This is a genomic window from Roseinatronobacter bogoriensis DSM 18756 (assembly GCF_004366635.1).
Classification (GTDB): domain Bacteria; phylum Pseudomonadota; class Alphaproteobacteria; order Rhodobacterales; family Rhodobacteraceae; genus Roseinatronobacter; species Roseinatronobacter bogoriensis.
This window is the reverse complement of record NZ_SORN01000011.1, coordinates 25,089-48,429: the sequence shown is the minus strand read 5'-3', so window position 1 is coordinate 48,429 and position 23,341 is coordinate 25,089. Positions and strand designations below refer to the sequence as shown.

The 23,341-nt window shown below is 59.2% G+C and carries 25 protein-coding genes; 17 read left to right on the top strand and 8 right to left on the bottom strand.

Annotated elements, in window-relative coordinates; translation table 11 throughout:
- Positions 1–47: 47 nt before the first annotated feature.
- From EV660_RS16835 to EV660_RS16810, 6 genes are all read left to right on the top strand, one after another.
- On the top strand, positions 48–716 hold the full coding sequence (locus EV660_RS16835) for a TRAP transporter small permease (protein WP_071480148.1): 669 nt from the start codon (positions 48–50) through the stop codon (positions 714–716).
- Between the two features lie 10 nt (positions 717–726).
- On the top strand, positions 727–2,085 hold the full coding sequence (locus EV660_RS16830; protein ID WP_071480149.1) for a TRAP transporter large permease: 1,359 nt from the start codon (positions 727–729) through the stop codon (positions 2,083–2,085).
- A gap of 35 nt (positions 2,086–2,120) precedes the next feature.
- A complete protein-coding gene (locus EV660_RS16825) occupies positions 2,121–2,900 on the top strand; it encodes an IclR family transcriptional regulator (protein ID WP_071480150.1) in 780 nt (259 codons plus the stop codon).
- 578 nt (positions 2,901–3,478) lie between these two features.
- On the top strand, positions 3,479–4,510 hold the full coding sequence (locus tag EV660_RS16820) for a TAXI family TRAP transporter solute-binding subunit (protein ID WP_084634777.1): 1,032 nt from the start codon (positions 3,479–3,481) through the stop codon (positions 4,508–4,510).
- A gap of 141 nt (positions 4,511–4,651) precedes the next feature.
- Positions 4,652–6,814, top strand: coding sequence for a TRAP transporter permease (locus EV660_RS16815; protein ID WP_071480152.1), 2,163 nt, complete (start codon positions 4,652–4,654; stop codon positions 6,812–6,814).
- Positions 6,815–7,164: 350 nt separating this feature from the next.
- Complete coding sequence (locus EV660_RS16810; RefSeq protein ID WP_198510665.1) at positions 7,165–8,196, top strand: cytochrome-c peroxidase; 1,032 nt, start codon at positions 7,165–7,167, stop codon at positions 8,194–8,196.
- A 94-nt stretch (positions 8,197–8,290) separates the two neighbouring features.
- On the opposite strand, the gene EV660_RS16805 is transcribed toward EV660_RS16810, so the two are convergent.
- From EV660_RS16805 to EV660_RS16795, 3 genes are all read right to left on the bottom strand, one after another.
- Positions 8,291–9,202: an FAD:protein FMN transferase gene (locus tag EV660_RS16805; protein WP_071480154.1), complete on the bottom strand. Its 912-nt coding sequence runs from the start codon at positions 9,200–9,202 to the stop codon at positions 8,291–8,293.
- Positions 9,202–11,370 carry a NosR/NirI family protein gene (locus EV660_RS16800; protein WP_071480155.1) on the bottom strand — a complete coding sequence of 723 codons (2,169 nt, stop codon included), beginning with the start codon at positions 11,368–11,370 and terminating at the stop codon, positions 9,202–9,204. The genes EV660_RS16805 and EV660_RS16800 overlap by 1 nt, the downstream gene beginning before the upstream one ends.
- A gap of 70 nt (positions 11,371–11,440) precedes the next feature.
- Positions 11,441–12,223, bottom strand: coding sequence for a sulfurtransferase (locus EV660_RS16795; protein ID WP_071480156.1), 783 nt, complete (start codon positions 12,221–12,223; stop codon positions 11,441–11,443).
- 86 nt (positions 12,224–12,309) lie between these two features.
- Between EV660_RS16795 and EV660_RS16790 the strand changes: the two genes are divergently transcribed.
- The 3 genes from EV660_RS16790 to EV660_RS16780 all read left to right on the top strand — a co-directional run bounded on the left by EV660_RS16790 (position 12,310) and on the right by EV660_RS16780 (position 14,841).
- A complete protein-coding gene (locus EV660_RS16790; RefSeq protein WP_232727382.1) occupies positions 12,310–12,624 on the top strand; it encodes a PadR family transcriptional regulator in 315 nt (104 codons plus the stop codon).
- Positions 12,621–13,838, top strand: a complete 1,218-nt coding sequence (gene chrA / locus EV660_RS16785; RefSeq protein ID WP_071480157.1) for a chromate efflux transporter — start codon at positions 12,621–12,623, stop codon at positions 13,836–13,838. The genes EV660_RS16790 and chrA overlap by 4 nt, the downstream gene beginning before the upstream one ends.
- A gap of 283 nt (positions 13,839–14,121) precedes the next feature.
- A complete protein-coding gene (locus EV660_RS16780) occupies positions 14,122–14,841 on the top strand; it encodes a glycosyltransferase family protein (protein WP_134013952.1) in 720 nt (239 codons plus the stop codon).
- Positions 14,842–15,026: 185 nt separating this feature from the next.
- On the opposite strand, the gene EV660_RS19035 is transcribed toward EV660_RS16780, so the two are convergent.
- Genes EV660_RS19035 through EV660_RS16770 form a run of 3 tightly spaced genes read right to left on the bottom strand, consistent with a single transcriptional unit; the run spans position 15,027 to position 17,079 of the window.
- Positions 15,027–15,158, bottom strand: a complete 132-nt coding sequence (locus EV660_RS19035; protein ID WP_260162169.1) for a hypothetical protein — start codon at positions 15,156–15,158, stop codon at positions 15,027–15,029.
- Positions 15,159–15,191: 33 nt separating this feature from the next.
- On the bottom strand, positions 15,192–15,845 hold the full coding sequence (locus EV660_RS16775; RefSeq protein ID WP_071480159.1) for an ABC transporter ATP-binding protein: 654 nt from the start codon (positions 15,843–15,845) through the stop codon (positions 15,192–15,194).
- Positions 15,846–15,864: 19 nt separating this feature from the next.
- Positions 15,865–17,079, bottom strand: coding sequence for a KpsE/RkpR family capsule polysaccharide export protein (locus EV660_RS16770; protein WP_071480160.1), 1,215 nt, complete (start codon positions 17,077–17,079; stop codon positions 15,865–15,867).
- A gap of 126 nt (positions 17,080–17,205) precedes the next feature.
- On the opposite strand from EV660_RS16770, the gene EV660_RS16765 reads away from it, so the two are divergent.
- On the top strand, positions 17,206–17,565 hold the full coding sequence (locus tag EV660_RS16765) for an ABC transporter permease (RefSeq protein ID WP_071480161.1): 360 nt from the start codon (positions 17,206–17,208) through the stop codon (positions 17,563–17,565).
- Positions 17,566–17,791: 226 nt separating this feature from the next.
- Positions 17,792–17,938, top strand: a complete 147-nt coding sequence (locus EV660_RS18715) for a hypothetical protein (RefSeq protein WP_168800308.1) — start codon at positions 17,792–17,794, stop codon at positions 17,936–17,938.
- A gap of 91 nt (positions 17,939–18,029) precedes the next feature.
- Here the strand turns inward: EV660_RS18715 and EV660_RS16760 are convergent, their stop codons facing one another.
- On the bottom strand, positions 18,030–18,977 hold the full coding sequence (locus EV660_RS16760; RefSeq protein WP_071480162.1) for a glycosyltransferase: 948 nt from the start codon (positions 18,975–18,977) through the stop codon (positions 18,030–18,032).
- A gap of 529 nt (positions 18,978–19,506) precedes the next feature.
- Here EV660_RS16760 and EV660_RS16755 point away from each other — a divergent pair.
- From EV660_RS16755 to EV660_RS16745, 3 genes are all read left to right on the top strand, one after another.
- Positions 19,507–19,761, top strand: a complete 255-nt coding sequence (locus EV660_RS16755; protein WP_071480163.1) for a hypothetical protein — start codon at positions 19,507–19,509, stop codon at positions 19,759–19,761.
- Between the two features lie 87 nt (positions 19,762–19,848).
- A complete protein-coding gene (locus EV660_RS16750; RefSeq protein ID WP_071480164.1) occupies positions 19,849–20,145 on the top strand; it encodes a hypothetical protein in 297 nt (98 codons plus the stop codon).
- Complete coding sequence (locus EV660_RS16745; RefSeq protein WP_232727383.1) at positions 20,085–20,303, top strand: MbnP family protein; 219 nt, start codon at positions 20,085–20,087, stop codon at positions 20,301–20,303. Before EV660_RS16750 ends, EV660_RS16745 begins: the two co-directional genes overlap by 61 nt.
- 425 nt (positions 20,304–20,728) lie before the next feature.
- Here EV660_RS16745 and EV660_RS16740 read toward each other — a convergent pair whose 3' ends face one another.
- The gene (locus EV660_RS16740) at positions 20,729–21,709 is read right to left on the bottom strand and encodes a hypothetical protein (RefSeq protein ID WP_071480165.1); all 981 of its coding nucleotides are present in this window, start codon (positions 21,707–21,709) and stop codon (positions 20,729–20,731) included.
- A 201-nt stretch (positions 21,710–21,910) separates the two neighbouring features.
- On the opposite strand from EV660_RS16740, the gene EV660_RS16735 reads away from it, so the two are divergent.
- The 3 genes from EV660_RS16735 (at position 21,911) to hmuQ (ending at position 23,312) form a co-directional block, all read left to right on the top strand.
- Complete coding sequence (locus EV660_RS16735; protein WP_071480166.1) at positions 21,911–22,159, top strand: hypothetical protein; 249 nt, start codon at positions 21,911–21,913, stop codon at positions 22,157–22,159.
- Positions 22,146–22,730: a hypothetical protein gene (locus EV660_RS16730; protein ID WP_100319121.1), complete on the top strand. Its 585-nt coding sequence runs from the start codon at positions 22,146–22,148 to the stop codon at positions 22,728–22,730. Before EV660_RS16735 ends, EV660_RS16730 begins: the two co-directional genes overlap by 14 nt.
- 249 nt (positions 22,731–22,979) lie before the next feature.
- A complete protein-coding gene (hmuQ, locus tag EV660_RS16725) occupies positions 22,980–23,312 on the top strand; it encodes a heme-degrading protein HmuQ (protein ID WP_375781722.1) in 333 nt (110 codons plus the stop codon).
- The last annotated feature ends 29 nt before the right edge of the window (positions 23,313–23,341 follow it).

Sequence of the window (23,341 nt, the reverse complement as noted above, 5' to 3'; positions counted from 1 at the left end):
TTGCCTGATGGCTGATCCTTCTCTCGCCAGTACGGGACCGTCCAAATATGCAGGAATTATTGACAGGGTTCATGGCAATCTGGGAGGCGGTCCTATCGGGCCAGTCCTGGGCCATATCGCGCGCAATTCGAAACCCGGCACTTTACTGGATCGTTGCCATGGCGCTGCTGCCTGCGGCGTTTCTGGTCATGATGGCCTTGCGCAAGATTAAGATCCTTGACCGTTATCTTGAACCAACCGCGATGTTCTGCATTTATCTGACCATCGCCGCGATCATCTTTGTCGAAGTGATCCGCCGGTTTGTCTTTAATGTACAGGCCCCGTGGTCAACGACGCTGCCGCCCTATTTGTTTTTGCTGCTTACATGGATCGGCTGCGCCTATAACGTCAAGCTGCGCACGCATCTGTCCTTTGGCGAATTCCGCGCGATGATGCCCCCCAAGGGGCGACTTGCGCTATCCTGTCTTGATGCAGTGCTGTGGTATGTCATGGCCGTGATCGTCATGGTCGCCACCCTGCGCCTTACCGCGAATTCGGCTGCGAATTTCCAGATGCTTCTGGGCACCGACAATGTGATGCGGTGGTGGTTCTACATATGTGTCCCGGCGGCCTGGTTGCTGTTGTATGCGCGTGTATTGGAAAACTTGCTTCAGGATATCCGCAATTACCGTGCGGGCCGCGAATTCGGCCTGACCAACGAACTTGCCCGCGAATAGGACGTCATCCATGACAGACGGAACGCTTACACTGATATTTTCACTGATCGCATCGGGCTTTTTCATGCTTGGGGTGCCAATTTTTCTTGTGATCGGCCTGTGGGTCGTCGCCATGAGCTTTGTTGTCGATCTGACACTCGACAATATCGGCTACGCCTTCTCGGCGGTATTCACGACATCTTTTGCACTTCTGGCGATGCCGCTCTTTATTCTGACAGGCGATCTGATCAACCGCTCTGGCATCGCGCACCGGCTGTCGTCTTTTGCCTATGCCTGCCTTGGCTGGCTACGCGGCGGGCTTGGTATGGCCAGTATTGGGGCATGCGGGTTGTTCGCGGCAATCTCGGGGTCCAATTCCGCGACAACGGCAACAATTGGTGCAATGATGCATCCGCGCATGGTCAAAAACGGTTTTGATGAACGCTTCGCAGCGGCGACCGCAGCGGCGGGGGGCACTGTGGGCATTATCATCCCGCCCTCGATCATCTTCATTGTCTATGGGTTCCTTATGAATCTGTCGATTTCAGAGTTGTTTTTGGCCGGTATCATCCCCGGTGCGCTGATGGTGGTGGGGATGCAGGTCACCTGCTGGATCGTGTGCCGTGTAAATGGCTGGGGGCATCTGATCCGCTTTCAGTTCGACCGTATGCTGAAAACTGCCTTCGGTGCATGGCTTGGCTTTTTCGCTATTGGTCTGGTGCTATGGGGCATCTATACCGGCAAGTTCTCCCCGACCGAGGCGGCAGGTGTGACGGTCGGATTTTGCATCATCGTGGCGCTGATCTCGAGGCCGTTATACCGGCTGCTCAATCGCGGCCAGTCAGAGGATGAGGACCTGACCCGTGTGCCGGGCTGGGTAGAGATGGTGCTTGTCGAGGGGTTCCGCCTGCGCGACCTACCCGCTGTCGTGCTGAATTCCGCGCGGATTGCTGGCATGTTGGCCCCGTTGATCGGCATTTCTGTCGTTATGCAACAAATCCTGTCGTTGCTAGGTGCAAAAGATGCAATCGAGAGTTTCATGACCGGCATCGGTGGATATTATGCTGTCCTGCTGATGGCAATGGCCTTTGTTTTCATTGCGGGAATGGTGCTGGAAAGCTTGCCCAACACCATTATCATGGCCCCGATCCTTGCGCCAATCGCCGTGAGTGTGGGCGTCGATCCGGTGCATTTCGCGGTTATTTTCCTTATCGGCGGCTCTATCGGGTTCATTACACCGCCCTACGGGCTGAACCTTTATGTCGCAAGTGGTGTAACTGGGGTGCCATATATGCGCTTGCTGAAGTATATCGTCCCCTATCTGATTGCTCTCATCGCAGTTTGGGTGCTGGTCGCCTTCGTTCCGTGGCTGTCACTGGCGCTGACCTGAGGCAGGGGCAGGGACACTTATGGGCATGAACGACGATGCAAAAGACAGACAGCCAAGGCGGCAAACATACAGGCCGCATTCCGACAACCTTGCGTATGCTGACGATCATGGAAGAAATCGTGCGCATTGGCGGGCCTGTTACCCCAGCGGATCTTGGCCCCGTAACGGACTTGCCCAAGGCCACCGTGCACCGGCTGTTCCAGACCCTTGAAGAAGAGGGCTATCTGCAACGCGAACCAGATGGACGATCTTATTCAGTTGGCCCCCGCACGCGGCAATTTGCTGTTGCCACGCTGTCGACCATGCGGGTGCGCACCTCCCGGCTAGCGGTTCTTCGCGCATTGGCGAAAGACACCGGCGAGACATGCAATGTTGCCATCCCGGACCGCGAGGCGATGGTCTATCTGGACCGGGTGGAGACGGAATGGCCGCTGCGGGTGCAATTCTCGGTCGGCACCCATGTACCCCTTTATTGCACCGCTTCGGGCAAATTATACCTGTCCACCCTCAGTGAATTGCGGCTGGAAAGCTATTTGCGCAATGTCGAACTGGAGGCCAAGGCCCAATATACAATCACTGACCGCGATGCCTTGCGCGCCGAGATTGCCAAGGTGCGTGCGCAAGGTTTTGCTGTCGATAACGAGGAGTTTCTTGACGGGGCTATCGCCTTTGCCATGCCCATCCATGACAAATACGGGCGGATGCCAGCCACAATCGCCTTTCAAGGCCCGACACAGCGCATTTCACTGGAAAAGGGCTATGCGTTGTTGCCACGCTTGAAGCAGGCGGCGAAAGAACTGTCAGAGCTTTTGTAATAACCCGTGGGGGGCATTCAGGCGCAACAGCCCATTATCCGGGCTGACGGTATTGGCAAGTCGTTGTCGACTGGATGCAAGGGTCTGCGGCGTATTGCGCCTGATCAATAGAACTTCAAGCTTGTGCTATTCCCCCTGAACCGTTCAACCACATTATTGCCAGATAAGGGGGCAGGCGCTTTGCGGCAGGGTGACCGGCAAGATGTATGTGCATTATGCCCAACGCGCAGAAGCGGCACGCCAACCGGACCCATTTGAAACTCTCCAAAGCCTATTTTTTACGCAGCCGGTTTTACTTCATGGGCGCAAGCCGCCGAAGCACTGAAGGCGTAAGTCCAGTTCGTGCAAATTAATAATACCAGATCAACGCGAAGATTGACTCCAAAGGCCGCGGCGACTTGTCTGGATTCATCGGGTTCGCAGCAAACTTTGGTGCTGCAAAGGTTCCTGTGTCACGCGCTGCCACACCTGAGGGTGAGCTTCAAATGTCTTGATCTTAGAGAGGGACAGGGACACCGGCATCGTTATTCAGAAAATGCGCATAGATCAATATCGCGCACATCAACAGGGGATTGAACATGACCATGAAGCGATTTCAACGCACGACAGCCAGCGTCGTTTCGGTTTTCGCGCTAAGCGCCGCTCTTGGGGCAGCCTCTCCAGCTGCTGCAGAGGAACGAAGCTATATCCTGACGACAGCGGGAACCGGTGGCACTTTCTATCCAGTCGGGGTCGCGCTGGCCACGCTTGCGAAAATGCAACTTCAGGCGGCGCATGGCATCGATATTTCTGCAATCAGTTCAGCCGGTTCGGGCGAGAATGTTGGGCTGATGCGCGACGATCAGGCTCAGTTCGGCATTTATCTGGCCATTTTCGGTCAATGGGCCCGCGAAGGTTCAGGAATTCTTGAATCTGAGGGACCACAAGAAAATCTGCGTTCAATCGCGCTGCTCTGGCCCAGTGTGAAGCATATACTTGTTACATCTGACCGGGCCGAAACCGGCACGGTTGACGATCTGCGCGAATTCGACGGGCGTTTTTCCATTGGGGCACGCAATTCAGGCACTGAACATTCTGCCAGGTTCTACCTTGGCAATTTCGGCATCAATGTCGATGAGGACATGGATACTGTCTATCAGGGATTTGCCCCTTCGGTTGAATCCATGATCAACGGAAATATACATGGAATGATCGTTAATTCGGGCTTTGGCGTGGGCAGTGTGACACAAGCGAAGGCCCAGATGGGTGACGGCGTAACACTTCTGTCCTTCACGGAAGATCAGGCAGCGGCCTTTGATGGCGGGCTGAACATGTATTTCCCGATCACCATTCCGGCCGAAACCTACCCCAACCAGCCGGAACCTGTGGACACGATCGCCCAGCCCAACTTCCTGTCGGTCAATGCCGATGTCCCGGAAGAGGATGTGTACCTGTTCACCAAGGCGATTTACGAGAATCTGGGTTTCTTGTGTAATGTGCATATTGCCACCTGCGACATGTCCCTGGACAACGCGCTGGCTGGCTTACCCTTGCCATTGCATGCAGGCGCAGCGCGCTATTTCGAGGAAGCCGGGCTGGAAATCCCCGAAAATCTGCAACCGGTAGATTGAGACTGCGGGCCGAAACAGAAACTCACGTTTGATGTTTCGGCCCCCACGGCCCGGCGCTAGGTCGGGCCAGATCGCCAATACGGTTGCCCTGACAGGGGTGCCGGACCAAACCATTATTTGCCGCGAATTTCGGAGAGTATTATGCCCAGCGACCAGCCGCAGCGGCCCGCCGACGCCCCCACTGACGTTGTGGCACCCGGCATGGCCGGATTGCGCAGCCCCGACAGCCTTTATGGACGCGCTGCCTTCTGGATCGGTGTCGGTCTGGCGCTGCTGCATATCTGGTTCAACACCTTCGCGACCTGGCCAGAGTTGATGACCTCGGTGATCCATTTTGCTGGGTTCGGAGTGCTGTGTGCGCTGCTTTATCCTGCATGGCAGGCGCGCAGCCGGGCTGCTCAGCGAGTGGTTCTTGGGATTGATCTGGCACTTGCCGCCTTGTCCATCTCGCTCGTGGCCTATCTTCTGCTGGCAGAACAGGCATTCTACGACCGTGGCATGCGCATGGTATGGCATGACTGGGTGTTCACAATGATTGCTCTGGCGCTGGCCGTCGAGTTTACGCGGCGGACCACGGGATGGGTAATCCCGATCCTGATATTGGCGAGCTTCACTTATATAACCTACTGGGGCGCTTATGTGCCGGGCATGCTGACCTTTAGCGGTTTGCGCACCGATACTATGCTGTTTCGTATTTTCTACACCGATGACGGGATGTTCGGCTCGGTTGCGCGCATATCGGCCAGTTTTGTATTCATGTTTATCCTGTTCGGCGCGTTCCTGTTGCGCTCCGGCGCGGGTGAATTCATCGTGGATTTCGCAAAGGTGATCGCAAGGCGCATGATCGGGGGGCCGGGCTTTGTTGCTATCATCGGGTCCGGGCTGATGGGCACTATATCCGGCTCGGCTGTGGCGAATACCGTTTCGACCGGATCGATCACAATTCCATTGATGAAACGCTCGGGCCTGCCTGCTCGCACAGCCGCAGCAACGGAGGCGGCAAGCTCTACAGGCGGGCAGATCATGCCACCCATTATGGGTGCTGGTGCCTTTGTCATGGCAAGCTTCACTGGCGTGTCCTATTTAACAATCGCAGCGGTATCGGTATTGCCCGCGCTGATTTATTTTTTGTCCATCGCGTTCTATGTACGAATTACTGCGAAACGGCTTGAGCTTGCGCCGGACCCGGGCCCCGAGAAGTCGCTTGGGCAGGTCTTGCGTGAGAACGGAATCGCCTTTTTCGGCCCGCTCGGCGTGCTTGTGGGCCTTATGATCTGGGGTTTCACCCCGTCCTATGCGGCTGGCTTCGCGATTTTATCCGTAGTCGCCTTCTCATGGATCACACCTCGCCCCATGGGTCCCATGGCAGTACTGGAAAGTCTGGCGCTGGGCACACGTAACATGGTGCTGACCGCCGTTTTGCTTGTTGCCATCGGCGTGGTTATCGCCGCTGTAACCATCAGCGGTGTTGGTAATACCTTTTCACTGATGATCAGCGCGTGGGCGAATAATTCCGTCCTGATCGCTATTGCCTTGATCGCGCTGGCCTCACTTGTGCTGGGAATGGGTCTGCCTGTGACGGCGGCATATATCGTCGTCGCCACACTATCTGCGCCTGCGCTTGCAGATATGATTACCCGGATCGAGGTTATCAATGCCATCGCTGCTGGGGCTGTCCCCGAAAATATGCAGGCCATCCTCGCAATGGGTGCGCCGCAATATGCCGCTGACATCGGTCTGCCCATGGCCCGCAGTCAGGCCGAGATAGTTTTTGAAGCAGCACCGCTGGAGATGCGGCGGACCATTGTCGAAAGCATACTCAGCCGCGATCTGGTCATCGCGGCACTTCTGACTGCGCATATGATCATCTACTGGCTCAGTCAGGACAGTTCTGTCACGCCGCCGGTCTGCCTGACGGCTTTTGCTGCCGCCGCGATCGCAGGAAGCCGCCCTATGGCGACCGGCGTCACGGCATGGAAAATGGCCAAGGCCCTGTATATCGTACCGCTGATGTTTGCCTTCACGCCACTTCTGACTGGGTCGCTATTCGAAAAACTACAAGTCACAGTCCTTACATTGGCAGCACTTTACTGTATTGCGGCAGCCTTCGAGGGGCACATGGAAAACGCGGTTGGGGTGATGCAGCGCATCCTGCTGGCCGGATTGTGTGGGGCGCTGATCTGGCCCGAGCTTGATCCGATGTTCCAGTGGACAGCCTTCGCGGTCTTTTTGGGGCTTTTGGTGTTTAACATCCGTAACGCCAGCAAACCAGTACGCGCTTCACTTCAGGTGGATCGGTCGTAAAACCACGCCGCTGTGGCAGCTTTCGGTGCGCGTCGCTTCGGGGAAGCTGTATCGCGCGGGTGCGAATTGAGGACTGCATACGGGCATCCGGCGCCTCGGCCTGCGGGTGCAGATGTTACCATTAAGCAAGTGCGGTATCCATGTAGCCGCCCAGAAGTTTGGTCTGGATCGTAACGCGAATGAGCGTGAGGCAGGATAGTACCTTGAATCAAATGCCCTGTGCGTGTGACGAAAAGTAAAAAATTCAACACTTTAAAAATTTAAAGCGCAGCAAACTAACTCAGATCAATCCCTCTCTTCACCGCGCCGTGATAGCGTAAACGTGAATGACAAAGAGAAGGTTTAGCCCCATGCCACGCCTACTGACAGCCGCCGCGGTCGCAGCCCTGATGCTGCCTGCCGTCGGGCCAGCTGCTGCATCCGATGTCGAGGAGCTTCGCGAAACCGCGCGTGCGCTGTTCGGGACTGTTCGTGCCACCGAACCTGAAGAGATCGAAGACCCGCAAGCCCAGCTTGGCCAGGCGCTGTTCTGGGACATGCGTTTGTCGATCAGCGGTGACGTGGCCTGCGCAAGCTGCCATTTCGCAGAAAACTGGGGGTCGGATTCGCGTGTAGCCTCGATCAACGCGCGTGGCGGGCGCACCTTACAATCACAGACTGTGTTCCATTCAATGGAAACGCCGGGCCTGCGCTGGCTTGCAGATCGCGAGTCTGGACAAGCTCAGGCGATGGGCTCGATCACCGGTTCTATGGGCTTCGCGACACGTGAAGACATCCTGCCTGTGCTCGATGAGCATGGCTATGCTGAATGGTTCGCATCCGCCTTCCCCGATGACGAAGAGCCAATGAGCGTTGAAAATTACGGCAAGGCGATTGAGGTCTATGAGTTCACATTGCGGACCCCTGCGCCCTATGACGCATGGCTCGCCGGTGATGATGACGCGATGACCCCGCAGCAACTTGCCGGGCTGCAATCTTATATCGATGTCGGCTGCGCAGGCTGTCATGCTGGGCCGCTCTTTGGCGGAGAGATGCTGCAGCCCTTCGGCGTTACCGAAAATTATTGGGATCATACCGGGTCGGTCGATATTAACTCTGGTCTGATGCGTGCAACAGGTGATGAGGCCGACCGCTTCTTCTTCCGCGTGCCGCTGCTGCGCAATATCGCGAAGACTTATCCGTATTTCCACGATGGGTCCGTGGCGGAACTGCGTCGCGCCAATGACATCATGGCCCGGATTCAGCTTGGACAGCGGCTGGATGACGAGACGCTGGACGACATCACCGCCTTCCTTGACGCGCTGACCGGCGAGATTCCGGTGAATTTCGAGCCACCAGAAGGCATTCCGTTCGAACTGCCCGAGGGCGTTGTTCCCGGTTAAGTGAACGGCAAAAAACATGAAACCCCGGCACAGTTTGCCGGGGTTTTCTTTTGGTTCGGGAATGCGTGGGCGGCGTTGTATTTGCCAGCTTGCGCTATGACAGCCCCACAAGTTCGGCTGTCGGAAACACTGCCATCATCCTGTCAACCTCAGTCCGCGACAAAAGGCAAGCGGCGGTGGACAGCGCATCGGCCAGCCCCGCGCGCGGGTCTGTTACGCTGATCAGCTTCCATTTCGTGGCGCTGGGGTGGCCTGTGCGCGGGTCCAGAATATGCCCCGCACGGCCCGCCTCATCAAAGACAGTGCCCAGCGGGCCGGAACTGGCCAGCGCGCGGTTGCGCAAAGGTACGGGCGTCTTGCCTGTATCATCCAGCCGGATCGGCCAGGAGCCGCCATTGGGATGACCGCCAAGGGCGCGGAATTCGCCCGCGTTCACCAGAATATCGCTCAAGCCCTCGCGCGCCAGCAGATCAGCCACACGATCTGCAATCACGCCCTGCGCGACACCGTTCAGCGTCAAGGCCATGCCGGGGCGGGTAAAGTTGATTTCCGCGGCGCTGATCTGCACAGCGTCCCATCCGACCAGCGGCAAGGTCGCCATGATCTCGGCCTCGCGCGGCGCGTGGCCCTTCGCATAGCTGCGCGCATGAAGTGCCCAGAGGGGCTGCACCGTCGCGTCAAATGCACCACCGCTGGCAGTATGCACAGCGGCGCAAATCCCAAGACAGTCCAGCAATTCGAACGGTGGGGCCGCCAGATGGCCCGCCGCGTTCAGCTTTACAAGGGCTGAATCGGGGCGGTGCAGGCTGAATACCTGTTCCAGCCGCGCGATCTCGGCCAGGGCCTTGGCGATGATCCGGTCAGCCTCCGGGTGCGCAAGGTGGATCGAGGCATTGGCCCCAAGCGCCACCCCCTGCCAGCGGGTGACAGATGCGGCGCGGGCAGGTAGACCGGCGACTGAGGCGGCGGCGGCAATGGTCAGGAAACGACGACGGCTGTGCAGCATCAAACCTCTCCTTTCGCATCAGATTTACCACTTGCCGACACCACCGCGCGGCGCTTGATCTGCCGGATCACCACAGGGCATTTGCTTTGCGACTGGTAGAGTACCTGACAATTCAGGCAGTTCAGGCATTCATTCGGGTTGATCTCACCTGTCGGGTGAATGGCCTGCACAAAGCAGTCGTTGCGGCAGGTCTGGCACGGGCTGCCGCACTCTTTATAGCGCTTTAGCCAATCAAACATGCGGATGCGCGCGGGAATCGCGAGTGCAGCCCCAAGTGGACAGAGATAGCGACAGTAAAAGCGCTCGATAAACAGCCCGATGCCCAATAGCACCAGCGCGAAGGTCACAAAGGGCCAGGCGCGGTCGAATTTCAGCACGATGGCGGTTTTGAACGGCTCAACCTCTGCCAGGGTTTCGCCCCAGCTGAGCGAGGCCAGAGAAGCCCCGAAAAGTGCCAGAAAGATCATGTATTTGACCGGCCAGAGGCGTTCATGCAGCCCCCAAGGCAAGGTCAGTTGCGGCACGCGCAACCGCCGCGCAATCTGGTTGGTCAATTCCTGAAGTGCGCCAAAGGGGCACAGCCAGCCACAATAGGCCCCGCGCCCCCAGAATATCAGCGCCGCCGCGACCGAGAACCACAGGATGAAGGTCAAGGGGTCAAGCAGGAAGGCCTGCCATGAAAACCCGCTCATCAGCGATTGCGTCAGCGCCAGTATATTGACGACAGAAAGCTGCGCATTGGCATACCAGCCAAGGAAAAACAGCGTCAGCGACAAAAAACCGATGCGGAACCAGTAGGTTGCCCGCGCCGAGCGCGTCAACAGCCCCTGAAAGAAGAACACCCCTGTCAGCACGAGTAGCATGGCGGCAAGGCCTGCAATCTCCACCTGTCGATCTTGCCAGATCCGTTCGATCAGGGCCATCTGCGCGGCGCGCTCTGCCTCGGCATCAGACAGGCTGCCTTGCGGGGCAGGGCGGGGCAATTCGCGCAGGAAATGCGGGGCAAGCTGATAGGGCAGCTCGAAAAAGGTGAAGGCGCGATCCACACCCGACACATTGCGCTGCGCCACCAGTTGCAGCCGCCACGGCGCTGTGGGGGCAAAACCTGCATCGGCCGGAATGCGAAACAGGTCAATCTCCTTCAGATGTGGTGCGCCGGGCAGATCAAGGGCATCAAGCGGCAGATGATCTTCTTCGCGGAAGCGGATCGAGTTTTCCCCCTGCACCAGCACGATACGGTCAAACACACCGCCGCGCCGGTAATTTGTGCCCTTGAACGACTGCATCCCGCGCGCACCCAGCCAGAGCGGATGCGCGCCCTCGGTCAGCCACTCCTGAAGCTGCGCTTGCGCCTCCGGGGGCAGAAGCCGCGCGCCAAGGCTGTCATGGCTGATCTGTGCTGCGAACAGGTCAATGAACAATGTGTCTGGTGGGTCGGTCAGAGGGCGCTCAGCGGCGCGCGGGTCGGGATGGGCGCCAAAGGCCGCATTGACTTGCCCGACATCCAGTGTCAGCCGCTGGACTGTTCCATCCGCTGACAGCGTGGGCCAATCCTCTGCTGCGCGGGCATCGGGGTTCAGGGCGAAGCGCGGGCCAGTCTGCGCGCCCTCGACCGACAGCCCGCCCAGACCCAACCTGCGCGCCACGTGCAGGGCAGATCGCTGGATGGAATCGTCAATCACCATCACGGTGACGGTGACGCCCGAGACGATCTCCAATTGCGGTGCACGACGCTCTTGCTGCGACAGTTCCGCAACATCCAGCCCGACGATCCCCTGCATGACCGCGTGTATCCGCGATTCCGGGATGCCGATTATGACAATCGGCTCGGAATGCTCGACCAACCTCGCCCCGATGATGCGCGCCGCGTCATCGAGTGCGACCATCACATGGATCGGCTTACCACCATAGCCCGTTGTGCCGACGAAATCCGAGGTGATGAACACCCAACCCATAGGCCCATCCGGCCCAAGGATGGGGGCCACCGGCAGATCATCGCGGATTGCACCGTAATCCGTCGCAGTCTCGACAATCGAATGGGGGGCTATTTCTGACATAAACTGCTGCAAATGCGGAGTTTGCGCGCTGGTAATTGCGGGTACAAGCCACAGCACCAGCATAAGCGCGCTGGCGAAGAGAGATTGCAGGCCGTTGAGAGAACGCATCATCTCGCCTCATTGGCAGGCCAAGAACTCCGCAGCCTTGATCAAAGTCAAACGCGCCTTGGAAACAGGGGACTTATTCCGGCACGTTGACAGGGCAGCTTTCATCCGCTGCCCAATCCGCGAAGCTGAGATAATAGACCCGCACATCACGTTTGCCCGCCATCACTGCCGCAAGGGCTGCCAGCGCCGCGCGCCCACCTCCGTTACAATGGGTCACGATGGGCTTGCCGTCGGTGATCCCGGCCTGGTCCATCAGGGCTACGAGTTGCGGCACAGGCTTTAGGCCCGCTTCCCCAAGCAGGTCACTATGTGACAGAAGCGATGCCCCTGGCAGGTGCCCACCGCGCGCATTGCCTTTCAGGTCAAACCCGCTGAACTCCGCTGCCGTGCGCGCATCAAAAACCTGAATCTCAGGCAGGGCCCCTTTCAGGCCGTCACGGTCCATCAGCGCAACAGCGCCAGAACCGGGCGTCAGGGTGATAGGGCCAGCATAGAGCGCGGCCTGTTGGGGCAATTCGTTCAGGGCGGGCAGCCCACCATTAAGTACCACCACTGGCAGACCGAAATACTGCAAGATGAACCAGACGCGCGCGGCCTCCAGCATGCTACCGTTATCTGCAATGACTGTCAGCGCATCCGGCCCGATCCCCAAGCGCGTGATCTGGTCATGCCAGAAAGCCAGATCATCCAGCCCTGAGGGGGTTTGCTTGGCATGCGCGATCCAGTCTGCAACGGGCACACGGGTCAGCCCATGCGGGGCTTCATCTCCGTCAGCCACATACAGCATTCTGACAGCGCCAAGCTGGTCCAGATCTGTAACGGAAATGACAGGGGAGTGTGGCGGATGAATGTGCATATGTCTGACCAATGAGAGCGGCAAGGTTGACGCCCTGCGTAAAGCATGATTTATCGAATGTCGATATCGGAAAGCATAGGTGTAACATGGTCGAGCGCATGGAGCATCATGATCTGTTGTCGGGGTTGGTCCGCTTGCATATCCTGCACCATGCCGCAGAACACCCGATCTATGGCCAGTGGATGATTGATGAACTGGCGCGGCACGGCTACCGGCTGTCGCCCGGCACGCTCTATCCGATGTTGGCAAATATGGAACGGGACGGATACCTGACCAGCCAGACCGAACGCGCGGGGCGCACGTCGCGGAAATTTTACACGATTACGCAAAAAGGGCGTGACGGGTTGGCTGTGGCTCGGGTGCGATTGCGCGAACTCAAGGGCGAGGCGGGGACAGAATGACAAACAAAATAGATGCGGGCAAAACCGAAGCCGCGCAAGGCACAGCGGGCGAGGTCTTTGCGACCTTCTTCAAGCTGGGCCTGACCAGTTTCGGGGGGCCAATCGCGCATCTGGGTTACTTCCGCGACGAACTGGTTATACGGCGGCGCTGGCTGGATGACCGCGCCTATGCTGATCTGGTCGCATTGTGCCAGTTTCTGCCCGGTCCGGCCTCGTCTCAGGTCGGGTTTGCGCTGGGGATGATGCGCGCGGGCTGGCTGGGGGCGCTTGCGGCTTTTGTCGCCTTTACGCTGCCATCGGCCCTGATCCTTCTGGTCTTTGCACTCAGCGCGGCCAGCATTGCCGGGCCAGTGGGAACCGGGGCGTTGAATGGGCTGAAGATCGTGGCCGTGGCGATCATTGCCCAAGCCGTCTGGGGCATGGCGAAAAACCTGTGCCCTGACCGCGAACGCGCGGCCATTGCCGTAGGGGCTGTGGCGGCGCTGGCCTTTGTGCCCGGTGCCTTCGGAATGGTGGGGGCGATCGTGCTGGGCGGGCTGGCTGGCCTTGCGCTCGGGCGCGGTGCTGGCACGCCTGTCAGCGGGCATGTCATGATGCCCGTATCGCGCGGGGTGGCAATAGGCGCGCTGGCCACTTTCTTTGCTGCGCTTCTGCTCCTGCCGCTGCTTGCGGGTCAGAGCCAGTCGCTGGCAGTGATCGACAGCTTCTACCGCGCAGGCGCGCTGGTTTTTGGGGGCGGGCATGTGGTGCTGCCACTGCTGGAGGCCGAGGTTGTACAGACCGGCTGGGTAACACCGGACCAGTTTTTGGCGGGGTATGGCGCGGCGCAGGCAGTGCCGGGGCCGCTGTTTACCTTCGCGGCCTATCTGGGGGGCGTACTGGGGCCAGCGCCGAATGGCATTGCGGGCGCCACATTGGCGCTGGGGGCGATCTTCCTGCCGGGTTTCTTGTTGCTGGTCGGCGTGATGCCCTTCTGGGACAGGTTCCGCGCCATGGCGCGGGCGCAATCGCTGATGCAGGGCGCGAATGCGGCTGTTGTGGGGATACTCGGCGCGGCGCTATACTCGCCCGTCTTCACCAGCGCCATCGGCGACATGCGCGATTTTACCCTTGCGCTGGTCTGCTTCGTGGCGCTGATGGCATGGAAGGCGCCGCCTTGGGTCGTCGTTGTCGTGGCGGCCGCCGGGGGGGCTGCTCTCGCCCTGTCCGCCTGAGCAACGGCAGGTCGCCCACTAGACAAATAGTGTCCCGGCGCACCCCCAAACGCCATCCCGATTTGTAACAATGCGGCGCGCGGCAACGGCAATGGCGACACCGACCTTGCGCCGTCGTCACAGCTATTGCGCCTGCGCCACATGATCCTGTGCCGATAGGGCAACTGGTCAGAGCAGCGCTTTCGTCAATGTGATCCGTTTCATCGGCGAAACCCTTGGTCTGGGTCTTTCCGCCGTAGCGCATGCGACAGGTCGGCGTCATTTGAGAGTGATCATGTCAATCTTGCTTGAACCCCTTTTCTCCGGTGCCCGGTTGCAGCGTTTGGAGAAAGGTCAGGGCCTGTTTCACACCGGCAGGGGCGTGCGAGAGGTGTGTCTTGTGCGCTCCAGCCAGGTGCAGCTTTTGCGCTATATACTGCGCGGGATATGCCTGGTGATGCAAAGCGCCACGTCCGGAATGTGTCTGGCCGCGGCATCTGCCTGTTCCAGCGCCTATGCGCGTAATCTGGGCGCTGCGCATCTGGTGCTTCATCGCCGCGCCGAACACCTGTCCAGCAGCGCCACCAGTACCGATGCGCTTGTTGGCCATGCCCACGACCTGATTCCCGCGGGGCATATCCTGTGGACTCACGTCACCTCACCCTTTGTCACTGCAGAAACTTATGCCAACGTCATCGCCTGCTATCGACAGGCCCTGACACAGGGTCATGATTCACTCATGACCACGACATTACTTCACGCTTTCCTGTGGAATGAAAAAGGCCCGCTGAACCATGACCGCCAGGTCGAGAAATGGTCCCGGACCCAGACATTGACACCGGCGCATGAAATTAACAGCGCCGTGTTCTTTGCCCCCATCGAAATCTATTCCCGATTGAATGATCGCATAGGCGATAACCCTTACCTCTTCCCGCTGGACAAACTGACTGCACAGGACATCACTTGGAAAGCAGATTTCGTTGTCGCCGAACAGCTATTCTTGCGCGGGCTGGCACTGACATGATCCCCAGGCCCATAGACTATGCCACCCTTGTCTTCGACTGCGACGGGGGGGGCTCGACTCGAACCGGATCAAGACTGAGGCGATTCGCAGTGCCGCCCTGCCTTGGGGGGAGGCGGCGGCGCAGGCGTTGGTCGATCATCACATTGGCCATGGCGGGGTTTCGCGCGTTGCGAAGTTTGGCCATTTCATGCGACTGCATCCTGCCCGACCACGTCCCCGGGCGCGGTGCCGGGCCGCGACGATCCGATCTGGAAGCACTGCTTGAAGCTTATGCTGCGGCGGTGCGGGCCGGTCAGATCAGTTGCCAAATCGGTCATATCGTGTCAGCGACGGAATTGCTGCTCCCTCGATCACGCCAGCAATTCCTGATGCCGTTTGATCGCGTCTTCGACATCCTCAAAGACTTCGATCTGCCCGTCATTCAGGACCAGTCCAGCATCGCAAAAGGCGCGGATGTCGCCCATCGAATGGCTGACCATGACAGCGCTGGCCTCAGCCATGCGCGCGCGGAACACTTCTTTGCTTTTGTGCCGGAAACGGGCATCCCCAGTCGCCGTGGCTTCGTCAATCAGATAGGTGTCAAATCTGATCCCCATCGACACACCAAAGGCGAGGCGCGATTTCATGCCTGAGGAATAGGTGCGCACAGGCATATGGAAATGCGAACCAATTTCTGCGAAGTCTTCCACGAAATCACATAACTCATCCGTATCCACACCGTAAACCCGCGCCAGAAAGCGGGTGTTCTGCGCGCCGGTCATATCGCCATGAAAACTCCCAGCATAACCGACTGTGAAGGAGATACTGCCATCGCTGATAATGTCGCCCGTGTCGGGGCGCATCGTGCCTGAGACCATGTTCAGGAGCGTTGACTTTCCTGCACCATTGCGCCCCAGCAGGGCCAACGAACGGCCAGTTGGAAGGGTCAGGTTCAGCGCGCGGATCACAGGGCGATATTCGCCGCGCACCCAGAACCCTTTGGTGATGTCACGAAATTCTATCACGCGCCCTCCGCGGTGCTGGTCACCCGCGATCGCGCAGGCTGTAATAGACCAGTGCCATCACGGACCACGCCATCAATGAAAAGAAGAAACTCAGCCCGATCAGAAGTGTTGTCTGCGGATATTGCGCGCGCTCTGCGCGGGTGGGTTGAATGAAATTGGCCAGAAACAGGTTCTGGCGCGAGGCATTGGAGCGCGCAGAATCCATCGCGGTCAGCGCGGCTTGATAGGTCGCCTCGGCAAAAGCCTGATCGACTTGCAAGCTCTCAAACTGGGCGATCAATCGCGGATAATCCGTGTCGTCTATGGTCACATCAAGCTGGGTGAAATTCTGCCGCTCGTCGCGGATGCGGTTACGGATGGCATCTATACGTCGCGCGAGTTGACGCACGCGGGGGTCATTTGCATCTGCCGTTTGAGACAGCAGGTCATACTCAACCAGGGTTTCGGCAAGCTGCTGCTGAAAGTTGCTCATCACGCCCATGCGGGCCTGAATATCGGCTTGCGGATCAACAATCTGAGTGCGCGCCCGGAATTCGGCCAAGGCTTCGCGCGCTGCACGCAACCGCGCCAATGCAGCCTCAAGATCGGCTTCCGCGTTGCGCATCGCATCAATGCGTGCGGTGGCATTCAGCCGGTTGATCATTTCCTCACTCTTGCGCACGATAAGCTGGGCCAGCATCTGCGCTGTCTCAGGATCATGGGCACGTACCTGAACCAGCATCATCCCTGAAGACCTGTCAAATGTCACCCGAACCATCCGCCCCCAGAACCAGACGACATCTTCAATCGTGGCTGTGGGCCACAGCGAGAAAATCGGATCCAACGGCCAGTTTGCGCTGTAATTGGCGACAAGGTCAAATTCGTCCATGATCTGTTCAACAATTTCCTGGCTCTGGACAAACTCGAACAGCAAATCGGCATGGCCCTGTGCGCTTGCCCCAAGGATCGAGCTAAGCCCACCCATCAATTCGCTGGCGGTGCTGGTTTCTTCCTGTCGGATCGTAAAACCCACTTTTGACGCATACTGATCCTTGGCAAACACTACCAGATAAGCCGTTGTCATCATCACCGGCAGGCCAACAACCAAGAGCAGACTCAGGATCAGCCCTCTATGTCGTGACTTAAGCCATGCACGACGAGCTGTCGGGCGGACCGAAACGGGCGCGCCAGTGCGGCCATCTCCCGGAGGCGATGTCTTCGGTTTCTCGGGGGCAGGCTTTGCAATGTCAGCCATGAACTATCATACCTTTGGTGATTACGCTAAGCGGCTGTGGAACTGGCCTGCAAATTCGCATACCAAAAGAGCAGGGGAAACCCAAGCAGCGATTCATCGGATCTGCTTTAGTGGACGGTGGTCTTGATGCCAGAAAATGCGCTTGCTGCGGGCAGGGCGCCCTCGGCTGTGCAAGCCAGCCTTCGCGCTGTTGCGGCGCTGGTGCTGCGTGAAATGTCCACGCGTTATGGGCGCACGCCGGGCGGCTACCTCTGGGCGATCCCAGAGCCGCTGGGCTTGATTGTCATTCTTAGCCTGGCTTTTTCTCTTCTGGCTAGGCCGCCCGCTTTGGGAACCAGTTTTCTGCTTTTCAAGGCCACAGGGCTCATGATCTTGCACGCTTTCATGGTTTTGTGCGGGCAGGTCGGAAATGCCCTGACATTTTCCAGACCCTTGCTCCGCTATCCGCGTGTCGCATGGATAGACGCTGTCATGGCGCGCGAATGACCGCATCCACCCAGCTGCTCGCCATTGGCCGCTGGTTTTAAGGAACAGAAAAATGCACCTGACATTGACCCCACAACAGGACCTGCCCGGGATCACCATCCAAGTTGCAGGCGACATTTTCTCGATCGACGGGACGCCCTAAAACCTGAGTGCAGTCCAAGCGGGCGGCGAAGAATGGCGAGAGAGCGGAACCCCTTTCATCGCGCCGATTACATCTCAGGCCGTTGTGCTGCATGTCAGCGTCATTGCCCGGCTTGGCGATACGGCAGCATCGGTTCAGGACGGACCATGGGTACTTGAGGGGGCATCTGGTGATGTGGTTATTCCAGCCGCGCGCCTTCTGAAGGAGGTCACCGATCAAGAAGTGGTGTAAATCCGCTAGGGGTTTGAAAGCCGAGCACACGGCCCGAAAGCCTATCGCTAAGCGCGACAGGGTGCGCGAATGGCAAGAATGACACGCTATTCTAAAGACGGCGCAGGCATTTTGCAAAAGCAAACGCCAAGGTTTCTGCTCGGTGTTGACGATGCGTCGAAAAGTTTCCCAAAGCCGCGCTCGCTATTTTCGCCGATCTTTGCCTCGAACCATCCACAAGGTGGCGGGCTTGTGGCGATAAGGGCGCATCCGCGGCCGCAAGCGCCGCAAGGTTGCCCATTATCCAGCTATTCAGCGTCCCATTCACCATGGCTATCGCGCGCCCGGCACGGGCGCGAAGGCCCGCCCGCCGTCCTATTGTGTTGTCGCGATGCTGTCGATACTGAAGCACAACCTCAGTATCGATCAACGCATGTCCATTGCAAGCCATCAGCAGCAGATAGATCCACCAATCATGATGCGCGACCGGCATCGGACCTGCGCGCCGCACCAGCGCCAGGGCCTCGGGGTTCAGCGTCAACGTATGCCCCGACATGATATTCTGGACCAGTGCGTTTTCCAATGAAGGCCCGCGCGCCCAGTGCGGAGACAAGCCCAAAGGGTTCAGATACTGATCCGTGAACATATAGCGCCCTGCCCATGCGCAAGGCGTGCCTGCCCAGGGGCGCAGTTGGGCCAGGGCATGTGCCAGCTTGTGCGGCATCCAGACATCATCCTGATCGCAGAGCGCGACATAGCCCTCTGGTATATCCGCATGGCACAAAAGCGAGAGGAAATTGGCCGCACCGCCCTTGCGTGGCCCGTCCAGCACGGCGGCCACCCGGCCCGGATAGCGCGCGGCGAAACGCGCCAGAATGGCGCGCGTATCATCGCTGGAGTTATCATCACTGACCCATAGCAGCCAGTCGCGATGTGTCTGGGCAACAAGGCTTTCCAACTGCGCCTCCAACCAAGCTGCACCATTGTAAGTACACAGAAGAATATGCACTTTCGGGCCACTATCTCGGCGCGCAACAATGCTGGGGGCAGGGTCAGACATGGGTCATGCTATGGCAGGCAGCAAAAATGCAGTCAATCACGAATGCTGGATATGTTGGCATAAGCCGGCCCTGCAGATTATCAGCCTGCGGTTTTTGGGCTTCGGCCATTGGTAACTCGATTGTCCTTACCCTTCAGTTGGCCCGGCTGCATCAACCGTAGCTGACGGCGCAAGGCAACTCGGCCATCGGCGTCAACGCCGTGCTGCCTGAAAACATACTCCGCCAGATCGATCCGGAGCATGGAGTTTTTTGCCATGGACGGCTTCATTTGTTGGTGGTGTTCTCAGCACCCAACATGGACATCGTCATGCCGGAAGCGGGCGCCATCCACTCCATCAATGCCTCATCCCATTTTTCACCTGCAGGGGCGTACCGCGTGATGATAGCTGAAACTAAGACTGGCAGGAAGCAAGATAACATGAGTATGTTAATTACCTTTTCCAACCGCCTGAGTGCTGCGCTTCTTGTGCTGGCGCTGATGGTTCTTGGCTTTGGTCATCAGCATGCTCCTGCTTACCTGCCAATCCGATGCTGGCGGCCTATGTTCAGATCGGCGGCGAACTGGATGATCCTTGCGTCACGCAAGACGGCCCGCAGGGCATGGCCGAGGATTGCCCTGTCTGCACCCTGGCAAAGATCATGGCTCTGGGAGCAGATGCCCCTGGCGCAGGCGTTGCCCTGCGCATCGCAATGCTGGACGTGCCCGCGGCAGGCCATTTGCTGGTGCACGCGCACAGCCCACGCACACCGCCTGCACGCGGCCCGCCGCTATTTCTTGTCTGATCGCTGAAACCCGGTGGCGCAAGCGCTGCCGGTGACACCCACATCATTCACGAAAGATAAAACATACGTTTCCTTGCACTGGCGGCTGTGACCGCACTCGCCACGCCGGCGCTGGCCGACCAACCCGTCACCATCAATTGCGCCGCCGAGATGGCCGGCACCCCCTTCACCTGCGCGCAGGCCTATGACGGCATCGGTGTGACCGCCTCGACCGTCGAGGTCGCCGGTTTCCGCGTCTTCGTCACCAATGCACGGCTGATCGGCACAGACGGGACCGAGGCCCCATCGCGCTGGATCAGGACGGGGTTTGGCAGGTCGCCGATGTGGCGCAGCTGGATTTCGAGGATGCAACTGGCACCTGCGTCAACGGCACGCCCGACATGAATAACAGCTTGCGCGGCACAGTCCCCGCGGGGGAGTATACTGGTCTGGACTTCGATATCGGCGTGCCGTTCGACTTGAACCACGGCGACCCGACGCTGGCCGCGTCGCCCCTGAACCTGACAGCGATGTTCTGGAACTGGCAGGGCGCCTACGCCTGACGCGGTACTGACCGATCGCGCCTTGAAATTCTACGCAGGCAATGCCGCGTCCGGCCTGTTCGCGGATGCGCCCGTCAATGCCGACGACTACCCCTGGATCGAGTATCTGGCCCCGCGCACCCACCGCGCCCCGCCGCGATGACCTGCGCGCGCGTGCAGTATGGCAGAATTTCATCGCCCTGACCCCCGCCCCATGCCCGCAACCCCGACAGCCCCACCGGACAGGTCGCAACCGGCGGCATGGCTTTCGGGGATGCGACGAACTAACTTCTGCGCGCAGCGTCTTCTCAATCAACTTCTGGCCATGCCTGTCCGCGTTAAGGCCGCCTGCGAGTCTGCCAGAACCTGCGCAGGGGCCGACATGCATCAGAATACAGGCTGGATCGGTTCCTGATCGCCGGATGTGAGGAACACCGGCCTTGTGTTCAGTTTGACAGCAGGATCAAGTTATCCTCGACCGCTTCGACTGCGAAAGGTAGCAGATCGGGATCGCCTGCTCCTGCGAGCGCGGCCTCGATGCCTTGCGCTTCACCGGGGGCCAATGTCAGCACCGCTTCCGCCGCAGCCAGCCACAGCCCGCGCGCCTGCATGACGGCGACCAGACGCTCCGCGTCGTCACTGGCTCCCTCTGCGTCTTGCAACGCCGCATGGAACAGGCGCAACGATCCTTCATGCAAAAGCCGGTCGACCACAGCCGCCTCGTCTTCGGCCCAGCGTTCTTCCAGCAGATGCGGTTGTCCCTCGGCCAGCGCCATGTAGAGCGCGGCATTCACCTGCGCGCCCTCAGGGATGGCCTCGAGTGCTGCATGGACCGAATGCTGCCCCTCTGGCCCCCAGTGGAAAGCAAATATCTCGTTCCAATTCTTGGGGCTGCCATTGGTGAGCGCCCAGTTCGGCTCTGCTGCCAATGCCTTGCGCTCTGACATCGCCAGTTCGAACCGCGTCCAGTTGATGATCGTGGCCAGTGTCGCGGTCTCGACAAAGGCGATGCGCGCCTCATCGGCAAGCTGGTAGAACGGGCCGGTCCCAGCCAGTGCCGAGTAGACCGGCCCCACCGCAAAGCTGGGATCATCCCAATGCGCGACCGAAAGCGGCACGACGGCAGGCATTGCGCCGTTGTAATTGTCGGCGAAGCGGCCCAGTGAATGGGTCATGTCGCGCCAAGGGAAATGCCGCCCCCAAGTATAGACGCTCAGCGCTTCGGCCCAGTCGGGGCTGTCGGCATTGAGTGCCGCCAGCATATCGCCGCGATCCTGCGGCAGGCCGTTATGCGGCCGCACGTCAGAGGCTGTGACAAAGCCGCCATACGACAATTGCCACGCCTCTAGACCGTCAGCGGCGGCGGGGGTGGACAGGCCCATCAGCGACAGGCCAAGCGTGGCGACGAGAAGAGTTGAGTTCCGCATATGTTTGCTCCGTGCGTTGCAAATGACTTGGCTGGCACGAAGCTGGCGGTTTGTGAGGCTGCTCTGAAAAGCCGTGTCGCCCCTTGTTCAAATGTAGGGTTTACATTTCCAAGTAATTTTGTCAGGTTTAAGTCACCCAGTCAAGCTGCGTTGCATTCAACCCAGACGGCCCGGCAACCACCCTTTGTCCCGGAGTTGCCGATGCGAGAGCCGTCCCATGCTTTTCTGATCAATCTTCTATCTGCACATGAGAGTGCTGCCGCCCATGGTTGTGGGTTGGAGCCGCAGCTTCTGGAAATGCTGCTGGATCGTCACTCGGTTCCGGTTGGTGCGGTTGGTCTTGACCAAAGGATACGGTCGGACGGGCCTGTGCAATCCGTTCCCAAAGATTGGCCGCGGATCGGCGCGCCCAAAGGCACAACCGAAGGCCGCGCAAATGTCCGGCGTTAACCCGCAGCGTCCGTCATTGCGACATAAGAATGCCAAGCGGCGCGGCGTGCAGGGCAGTGCAGCACCGCACTGGCCTGACGCGCGCGGGGTGCCGCACCATCACGGCGGCGCGACCCGCGAAGGCCAACCCGACGAGGTGCATCTGGACAGCCTGAATCTTGACCCGTTTGGCCGCCTGACGCTCGCGCTGATGCGGTTTCATTTCCAGACCTTCGCCGCGCCTGAGACACATGGCTGGTTGTTGGCGCTACGCTGCGCCACCGCCCATGTTGGGCCCCGCGCGGCTGGGCCGCTCTGCTACGACATTGTGACCTTGGTGCAGACCCTGCGCTCAAGTCGAAGCACGGCCTTCCGGTTCAATTCCGAGGGCTGCGCGTGCTGCCGGGTCTGGCTGACCCCGGAAGAGCGGCAGATGATGGAGCTTGTGCAAGCCTTGCGGCAGCGCCGCACAGGCCGGGCGCAAACAGTTGGGCAGATGCTATGCGAAGGCGCGCAGGGCGAGAAGCTGATCGCGTCCGTTGAGCACTATCTGCGCCAGCATGCCCCAGAATTCGCGAGTAAGCCGGTCTGAAACATCGGACCCGTCATGGCCGTGATCTGCAGGTGCTGCCGGTTGTCGGTAGTGTTGACATCAGCACGCATCAGCGGCGCAGTTCCGAACGGCAGACGGCCCAGATCAGAAAAACACTTTACCTTTGCAGGCGAAGTTGGGATACAAAGCTACCCAGCGAGCGCCTTGTGCACAGCCCGGCATCACTGGCGCAGATCTGCTGCAATGGCATGGCCTGCGCGGTGCTTTGTCCCACATAACAAGGAGACCATGCCGATGTTCATCGCCATGAACCGCTTTACCGTACCGCTGGAGAATGCCGAGGCTTTCGAAGCCCTATGGCTTGGCCGCGAGTCCCATCTGGACCAGATGCAGGGCTTTGTCGAATTTCACATGCTCAAAGGCCCTGAGGCGGAGGGGATGCGGCTCTATGCCTCGCATACGGTCTGGGCGTCTGAAGAGCACTTCCTTGCATGGACGCGCAGCGACGCGTTCCGCGCCGCCCATGCCCGTGCAGGCGGCACCCACAAGCTGCATGCAGGCGCGCCGCAATTCGAGGGCTTCACAGCCATCCAGCACCTTGGCGCAAAAGTCGCCGCATAAAGAAAGGTAGCGCGGGAAGCACTCCCGCG